The sequence below is a fragment of the Trichocoleus sp. ST-U1 genome (assembly GCF_039961835.1).
Classification (GTDB): domain Bacteria; phylum Cyanobacteriota; class Cyanobacteriia; order Cyanobacteriales; family FACHB-T130; genus FACHB-T130.
The window spans coordinates 1-9,091 of sequence record NZ_JAMPJZ010000136.1; the positions used below are offsets into that span (position 1 = coordinate 1).

The 9,091-nt window shown below is 46.8% G+C and carries 5 protein-coding genes; 3 read left to right on the forward strand and 2 right to left on the reverse strand.

The window, feature by feature from the left end:
* Nucleotides 1–2,576 (forward strand): response regulator (locus NDA06_RS25725; protein ID WP_348251920.1); only part of this gene is annotated, 2,576 nt, incomplete at its 5' end.
* Nucleotides 2,577–2,578: 2 nt separating this feature from the next.
* Nucleotides 2,579–4,966, forward strand: a complete 2,388-nt coding sequence (locus NDA06_RS25730; protein ID WP_190986067.1) for a response regulator — start codon at nt 2,579–2,581, stop codon at nt 4,964–4,966.
* A gap of 22 nt (nt 4,967–4,988) precedes the next feature.
* Here NDA06_RS25730 and NDA06_RS25735 read toward each other — a convergent pair whose 3' ends face one another.
* Nucleotides 4,989–5,657, reverse strand: a complete 669-nt coding sequence (locus NDA06_RS25735) for a hypothetical protein (RefSeq protein ID WP_190668168.1) — start codon at nt 5,655–5,657, stop codon at nt 4,989–4,991.
* A gap of 62 nt (nt 5,658–5,719) precedes the next feature.
* Nucleotides 5,720–6,676, reverse strand: coding sequence for a glycosyltransferase (locus NDA06_RS25740; protein WP_190536518.1), 957 nt, complete (start codon nt 6,674–6,676; stop codon nt 5,720–5,722).
* 471 nt (nt 6,677–7,147) lie between these two features.
* On the opposite strand from NDA06_RS25740, the gene NDA06_RS25745 reads away from it, so the two are divergent.
* The gene (locus NDA06_RS25745) at nt 7,148–8,998 is read left to right on the forward strand and encodes a serine/threonine-protein kinase (protein ID WP_199324110.1); all 1,851 of its coding nucleotides are present in this window, start codon (nt 7,148–7,150) and stop codon (nt 8,996–8,998) included.
* Nucleotides 8,999–9,091: the final 93 nt, after the last annotated feature.

A 9,091-nucleotide genomic window follows, 5' to 3' on the forward strand; every position in this document is an offset into this window, starting at 1 on the left:
AGGCAGCAAAGTTTTTTTCCCAACCTCAAGCAGTCATTCGCAATTGGATCTGGGTGTTCAAAGGCGACACGCCAAAAACCCTAAGTATCTCTAGCACGGCGACGCGGGTACACGACGTGCCCGGTCGCCTCTGGATATTCGATGATATTACCGAGCGATATTTCGCGCAACTGGCACTCGTCGAGCGTACTCAGGAGTTATCCCAGGCGAATTTGGAACTGGAAAAGGCAAAAGCAGCGGCTGAAGCAGCGACTCGCATTAAGAGCCAATTCCTCGCCAATATGAGCCACGAAATCCGCACCCCGATGAATGCAATTATCGGCATGACGGGACTGCTACTCAACACTGAGTTAACTCCTCAGCAGCGAGATTTTGTGGAAACCACCCAAAGCAGTGGCGATGCATTGCTAACGCTAATCAACGACATTCTTGACCTTTCTAAAATTGAGTCAGGCAAGCTGGAATTAGAAAAGCATTCTTTTAATTTGCGAGTTTGTGTTGAAGAAGCCCTCGATTTATTAGCTTTCAAAGCAGCCGAAAAAAATCTGGAATTAGCATATTTAATTCATCCAGGAACCCCACTCTCGATTGTGGGAGATGCCAGCCGGTTGCGCCAAATTTTAGTAAATTTGCTTAGTAATGCGGTCAAGTTTACTCAAACTGGAGAGGTAATTGTATCGGTCAGTGCAAAAGAGGCGATCGCTCAGGAAGAATCGGAAATCAGTCACGAGCCAACCCACGCATTGCCCGATTACCAAATCCAATTTGCGGTTAAAGACACCGGCATTGGGATTCCCGCCAACCGGATAGACCGCCTGTTCAAATCTTTCAGTCAAGTCGATGCTTCCACAACTCGCCAGTATGGGGGAACCGGGTTGGGACTCGCGATTAGCAATCATCTGAGCGAAATGATGGGCGGTCAGATGTGGGTCGAGAGTATGGGAGCGATCGCGGGAAATCCTCCTTCTAACTGGCAACCTACAATAAAAAAAGATCCGGGTGCAAAGAGCAACCCTGAATTTCATTCTCCCCTTCAAGAAGGCGAAAGCGTTGCGGCGGCAAAGCCGCTAGGGCCTACATCCCCTGCTACGCTTTCGGTCGCTAACAGCCCTTATCCAGACGTAGGCTCTACTTTTTATTTCACCATTGTTGCGGCATCAGCTCCCAATGTCTCTGCGATCGCTTCTCAAAATCCTCAACCTCAGTTAGATGAAAAGCGGCTCCTAATCGTGGATGATAACGCTACAAATCGCCAAATATTGACGCTACAAGCCCAATCTTGGGGAATGCTGACTTGGGCGGCTGAATCTGGTTTTGAAGCCCTCGACTGGTTGAACTTAGGGGAACCGTTTGATATCGCCATTCTAGATATGCAAATGCCACACATGGATGGTCTGACTTTAGCGGCTAAAATCCGTCAGCTGCCTAACTATGAAAAATTACCCTTAATTGTGTTGACCTCCATCGACAGGCCAGAAAGGAGTCATGATGTCCAAGCCGTCGATTTCGCGGCATTCCTCACCAAACCCGTTAAACAATCCCATCTCTATAATGTCTTGAGCCATATCTTGGGCGAACAGCCGATCCCGGTGAAACCCTCGCGCCCAAATCTACCGGCAATCAATCCCCAACGAGGGGTACAATTTCCCCTGCGGATTCTGTTAGCAGAAGACAATATTGTGAATCAAAAGGTAGCCTTGTATTTACTATCACAGATGGGCTATCGAGCAGATATTGCCAGTAATGGATTAGAAGTGCTAGAAGCTCTACATCGCCAATCCTATGACGTGGTACTGATGGATGTGCAGATGCCAGAAATGGATGGATTGACAGCGACTCGCCGCATCATTGGGGAATGGTTGCCTGCTTCTCGTCCCCGCATCATTGCCATGACAGCGAATGCGATGCAAGGAGATCGAGAAGAATGTCTCAAGGCAGGCATGGATGACTACCTGAGCAAACCGATCCGAACCGAGGAACTCATCCAAGCTTTGAGCAAGTGTCAGCCTTTAAGTGAGGCTGAGGAACCAGGATTGTTACCGAAGCAGCACGTTAGCGAATCCAAGAGCGATCGCGCCTTAGTCCAGACTGAGGCAGAAATAGACAGTTTAGTCCAGACTGAGAAAGAAATAGACAGTAGAAGAATTCCCCCCGTCATCCCGTCACCCCCTCACCCCTCTCTTCCGACTCCCCAACTCAGTCCTCAGCCCTCTGTCCTCAGCACTTCTATTGATGCCAAAGTGTTGCAATCATTTCGCAAAATGGTCGGTGAAGAAGATGCCGAGGCGATTTTAGGAGAGATGATCGATTGCTACCTCGACGATGCGCCAAAACTCTTGGAAGCGATCGCGATCGCAGTTGCCCAAGCAAATGCACCCCAGTTGCAACGCACCGCTCACACCCTCAAGTCAAGCAGTGCCACCCTAGGTGCCACAACCCTCGCCCAACTCTGTAAAGAGTTAGAAATCATGGCTCGGACTGGAAATATTCAAAATGCATTAGACAAATTGCCGCAGCTTGAAGCTGAGTATGAACAAGTTAAGGCGGATTTGCACTCTCAACGCCAGCCAAATTAGCTATGAACACCACCGACGCTAATCAACATACTCCCCTCATCCTCGTCGTAGATGACGACAAATTCATGCGGCTTCAACTTCGCCGAGCGATGGAACAAGCCGGATACGAGGTAGCAGAAGCAAGCGACGGAGAGGAAGGTTTAGCCGCCTACACGCGCCTACACCCAGATATTGTGCTGCTGGATGCCATGATGCCAGTGATGGATGGTTTTACCTGCTGTCATCTATTGCGTACCCTTCCAGAGGGTGATTCTCGTGGAGAGAAGTTTGGCGATTCTCCTACAGGGACGGGAACTGCTGAAAAAAGTCGCCCCCCTGGAGGATCGCGGAACACACCCGTATTGATGATTACAGCTCTTGAAGATCAAGAATCGGTCGATCAAGCATTTGAGGCAGGTGCCATCGATTACATTACCAAGCCGATTCACTGGGCAGTTCTGCGCCAGCGCGTGCGTCGTGTCCTCCAAGCTAGCCAAGCAACAGAGGAATTGCGACAGCAAACTGAGCGGGCACAAATGAGCGAGGAGCGACTAAGGTTAGCCCTAGAAGCTGCCCACATGGGCACCTGGGACTGGAATATCCATAACGGCAAAGTTGTTTTCTCCGCAACCGCAGAAGCGAATTTTGGTCTTCCCCCAGGTTCCTTTGACGGCACCTATCAAAGCTTCCTCACCAAAATCCATCCTCAAGACCTAGAATTAGTCACTCAAGCTTTAGTACGCCCCGTGGAAGAAGGGGCGGACTATGACATCGAATACCGGATTATTTGGTCGGATGGTAGCGTTCATTGGATAGCCAGCAAAGGTCAAGTTTATTACGACCAAACCGGCAAACCCATCCGTGTGAACGGCATCAACATGGACATCACCGAGCGCAAGCACTCGGAACAAAAAATTTGCGAACAAGCGGCTCTACTGGATATCGCCACAGATGCAATTCTGGTTCAAAATCTAGACAACCAAATCTTATTTTGGAACCAAGGTGCGGAACGTCTCTATGGCTGGAAGCAAGAAGAAGCCCTCGGCAATAACACTGCTGAGCTGTTGCATAAGCAAATTTCACTAAAACTTCGAGCCGCCCAAAAAACTCTCATCGAGGAAGGAGAGTGGTATGGGGAGTTGTATCAAATGACCAAATCTGGTCGAGAAATCATTGTTGAAAGTCGCTGGACGCTCGTGCGCGATGAGGCGGAAAACCCAAAAGCAATTCTGATTGTCAACACCAATATAACCGAAAAAAAACAACTAGAAAGGCAGTTTCTCCGCGCTCAGCGTATGGAAAGCTTAGGAACGCTGGCTAGCGGCATTGCCCACGATTTAAACAATGTGCTAGCGCCTATTTTGATGTCAGTTCAACTTCTGCAAATCAAGATCCAGGATCGCCAGAGTCAACAGCTGCTTTCCATCCTCGAAACGAATGCCAAACGTGGAGCTGATTTAGTTAAACAGGTGCTTTCTTTTGCGCGAGGCATGGAAGGCGAACGGACAAATCTCCAAGTCGGGCACCTAATTTATGAGATTGCGAAGATCGCAAATGAAACTTTCCCTAAATCAATCGAGATTCATACGCATATCCAGACAAGAGAGCTGTGGCCTGTTTCTGGCGATGCTACTCAACTACATCAGGTACTGATCAATCTTTGCGTCAATGCTCGTGATGCCATGCCAGATGGCGGGACGTTGAAGATTTCCGCCGACAATACAGTAATTGATGAAAACTATGCCAGGATGAACTCAGGTGCAAAAGTGGGTGCCCATATTGTGATTAGTGTCTCTGATAGTGGAGTGGGAATGCCTACTGAGATGCTTGATAGAATCTTTGAGCCATTTTTCACAACTAAAGAAATTGGCAAAGGTACGGGTCTGGGTCTTTCAACTGTTCTTGGCATCATCAAAAGCCACGGTGGTTTTTTGAATGTATATAGCGAAGTGGGAAAAGGCACAGAATTTAAGATCTACTTGCCAGCAATCGAGGGAGAATTAACATCGCAAGCTCTAAAAAAACCATCTAATCTGTTAACTGGAAACGGCGAGTGTATTCTGGTTGTTGATGACGAAGCTTCAATTTCTCAAGTGACTCAAGCATCTCTAGAAACTTATGGCTATAAAGTTTTAACTGCGAGCGATGGGATTGAGGCAGTCGTACTGTATGCCCAGCATAAAACGGAAATTAGTGTTGTACTCCTCGATATGATGATGCCGTCTATGGACGGGCCAACAACGATTCGCACGCTACAAAAAATTAACCCGCAAGTTAAAATTATTGCGGTTAGCGGACTCTTATCTAACGATAGGGTGAGTGAGCTGGCTCGCGCTGGGGTCACAACCGTTTTGTCAAAACCCTACACTACAGAAGAGTTGTTGAAAGCCTTACATGAGATAATTATCTAATGCAAGACTTAACAGCAACTGCTCAACTGATGCCATACTTCCTCTGCATGACTTCCTGACGACAAACGTGCCAAAAGTAAAATGCGATATTGAGGATTCCCAGTAACTTCGTGCCATCTTCTAGCATTGCCGGAGTACCATTTCCTTTGATGTGCAAGATGTCCACTAAGCCAGAAATGCCAAATAAGATACCCGCAATTATCAGCAATACATAAGGCGTTGATAAAAGTTTGCGCCAGAAGCATAAACCATAAGCGATCGCGCCAGTACCGTATACTAAGTACATCACCCCTTTGGGCACCTTAGCTACATCTCTCAAAATTAAGGTAATCCGAAATAAATCGTCGGCTAATAAAACAAAAATCCCAATCGCAGAACATAAGATAAATAGATTTGCTTTGCGATTGGGAGAAATTATGTTTAGCAAGCTAAAGCTAAACAAACAAACTGTACCTGAAAGGCACCATAACACTTCAGAGACACTCGTTAATAAGCCGTAGTAGGGTCGTCGGATTGAGAAGGGATCTGCAAAAAGAAATTCAATCCCTTGACCTTTTCCCAGAAATTTTGCGTAAACTGACAGCGCCAAAAATACTAATACAGTTCCGCCATTCAAGAAGAGGATCAGGCGATCGGCTTCTATTTGCTTCCTACTTTCTTGCAAGATTTTATTAAATACGTGAAGCTGCATTCTTATTCAAATCAGTTATCACCTATTTAACATAGCTGATAACTGATTGTACCGGCTACAGTTTAAATAGAAGCCGTTCTGTAGGTTACAACTTCTTGAGGCACGGTAGGAGCCTGAGTATTGATTTTTCTGGAATAAGTAACTCTCGCTAAAGAAATCCAAGCGGCAAGCGAAAACATGGCTGGATATGCCATCTTGAGTGCCATTAAGATTTTTCCTTGCTTGAGTCCTACCAAACTCCAATGCAGTTTGAGAAACGCCTTAATTTCCTCAAGTTTCGGAATAGACGAGCGATATTTTTCATGCACTAACGGGTAGATTCTTTCCTTGATTAAGATATTGGTTTCTAACCGTTTTTGCAGTGAAAACTTCTGATTGCATCCACCCGGCCATAATGTCCGGAAGGTAAGATACTGATTAACAAATGCGGCATCCCCATATTGGGCAATTTTCACCCAAGAGTCGATGTCATCGCAGTTACCATCTAAAGCCGAATCCCAACCGCCTGACTTGAGAAAGGCATCTTTTTTGAAAGCAACTTGAACGGGTGTCCCAAAAGGAACTACTTCCATCAACATCCCGTAGTGGATATCCTCTTGTTTCACGTAAAATAGTTTGCCAGGACCGCTCGGCTTGGTGCGGGTAACTTCTTCACCATTGACATCAACTTGAACGGCTTGACACGAGCAAATCGCTGCTTGAGGACGTTGAGCGATCGCTTTTACCATTTCCCAGACACAGTTGGGTGCCAGATAGTCATCATCATCCAGCGGTTTGATCCAGTCTCCGGTTGCCACGGCAACCCCAGCATTTACGGTAGCGGAGTGACCGCTATTGACTGGGTTGCGGTAGTAAACTACGCGATCGCCCAAGCTGCGGACGTATTCTTCGGTACCGTCCGTGGAACAGTCATCTGCTACTACCACTTCGCAGGGCAAAGTTTGCGCGAGCGCTGATTCAATCGCCCGCCGCAGCAGCGGTAAACGATTATAGGTTGTAATTACGATGCTAAATTTCAGCATATAGAGCAGCTCCTGAGCCGTTATAAAGTTATTTGTTATCAGCGCAGCTTTCTACTTAAGCCACAAAAGTCAGGTACTTTTTCAATCCATTAGTTTACTTTTTCAGCCTTTAGGGGGATGAATTAGCCGATTTTACTTACGTAAGTACACTAACATCTACCCGTAGATAGAGAATAGACTTGCAAAATTTATCCGTATAAACACTTATCTTAAGCAATTTTTTTGAAGAAAGCATCAAGATAAGGTGAAGAAAATGTATATCCCGGATAATCTTCTTAAAGTTTTCGTAAAGATATCGGCAACCCACTATCAATTCATCGGTTTGTATCATTAAATACAAACAAATTTCACAAAAGACGCGATCGCTCGAAAACCCGATTTTACAGTATCAACTATAAACTCACCGTGCTTTTAAGGATGATAACTTCGGCAGGTTTTGGGGAACTCAGTTAAGGAAAGAAGTTTCTATTGCTGTTAGAGACGCTGCCGCCAGTGAGTCGGAGCGATGTCCCATCATCTGCTTTTACAGGCAGCTATAGTGGGAAAAGTGCCAAAGCCTACAGCACGCTGCGCTTACCGCGTAGCGATACTTGTAGGGGTTATCGTCGCCTAACCATCATGAGCGAATTCCCAGATTTTTCCGATTTAGGCTATCAAATCGAAAGAGAGCTAGGGCACAACCCTTGCGGGGGTCGAGTTACTTACCTGGCAAGTCGTACCAATACACAGCAGCGCGTCGTTATCAAGCAATTTCAGTTTGCCCAGTCGGGTGCCCGCTGGTCAGACTATCAAGCTTACGAGCAAGAAATTAAGGTGCTACAGCAGCTGAACTCACCCAGCATTCCCCAGTACCTCGATTCCTTTGAAACTCCCACTGGCTTTTGTCTAGTTCAAGAATATAAACCAGCTCCCTCTGTGTCTACATCGCGTCACTTTACCCCAGAGGAAGTCAAGCAAATTGCCATTGCCCTGTTAGAAGTTTTAGTCTACTTACAACAGCAAAATCCCCCGATTATCCATCGAGATATTAAGCCGGAAAATATCTTAGTGGATGAACAATTGAAGGTTTACCTGGTAGATTTTGGCTTGGCTCGCATCGGAGGTGGGGAAGTCGCCGCCAGCAGTACCGTCAAAGGCACGTTGGGATTTATGCCGCCAGAACAGGTGTTCAATCGCCAACTCACCCAAGCATCTGACTTATATAGTCTCGGCGCGACGCTGATTTGCTTGCTCACCCAAACCAAATCTACTGGAATTGGCAATTTAGTAGATGAAGCTTATCGGATCGATTTTAAGCAGATGGTGCCAAAACTGAATCCACAGTTTATCCGCTGGTTGGAAAAAATGACGGCACCCAACTGTAAAAATCGCTATCCCAATGCGGTCACTGCTCTGGAAGCACTCAAGCCGATTGATGTAGTCCGCCGTACCACAATTCCCAAGATTCTCCTGCGTCCTACAAAACAAGGGGTACTGGCAGCTGTAGCATTGCTAACCCTAAGTTTTGTCACTATCAACACGGTGACTCGTCTATTCCAAGAACACCAAATCACGCAGTTGAGAAAACAGCACCTTCGGCAGTTGCTCAAAACAAAACAGTGTCGAGGATGCGATTTAAGCGGTGCCAACTTAGCTGGAGCAAGTCTGAATGGTGCCGACTTAAGCGAAGCCAAGTTGATAAAAGCGAACCTGAAGGGTGCTGAACTCAGAAATGCGACGTTGAATCAGGCAAACCTGGCGGGTGTATCCCTAAGCAGTGCTGACCTGAGAGGAGCCAGTTTAGTTGAAGTGCAGTCAAGTTCGGGTCAATCAAGCCAGAGTGATTGTGCCGATTTTAAAGATGCCAACCTGAGCCAAGCCAACTTAAGTGAAGCCAATCTGGGATGTGCCTCCCTATACAACGCCAACCTGAGCAGTGCCGAACTCAGCGGTGCTGACTTAACAGGAGTTGACCTGAGGTATGGCAATTTAAGAGGAGCATCTCTGAAACTGGTGCGCCTCAACACTGCCAATCTAGGCAGTGCCAGCCTCATAGATGCTAACTTAAGCGGTGCTGACTTAGGCGGTGCCAACTTAAGAAGCGCTAACTTAAGTAGTGCCAATCTCCATGATGCAGCTTTAGTGGGTGCCAGCTTATATGGTGCCGACCTCAGTGATGCCAATCTTAGTCATGCCAACCTCAGCACAGCGAATCTGAAGGAGGTCAACCTTAATGGGGCCAACCTCAGCGGTGCCAATCTCAAAGATGCAAACTTCAGCTTGAGTCAGCTATTGGGTGCCAATTTAATCGGTGTAAACCTAGGGCGTGTCATCAATTAGATAAGCTAGAGCAAGAGAGAGAAGAAAAGGCTGAGCAATGACACGACGGTATGCCCTGCGCGATGACCAATGGGAGCGGCTCAAAGACTTGTT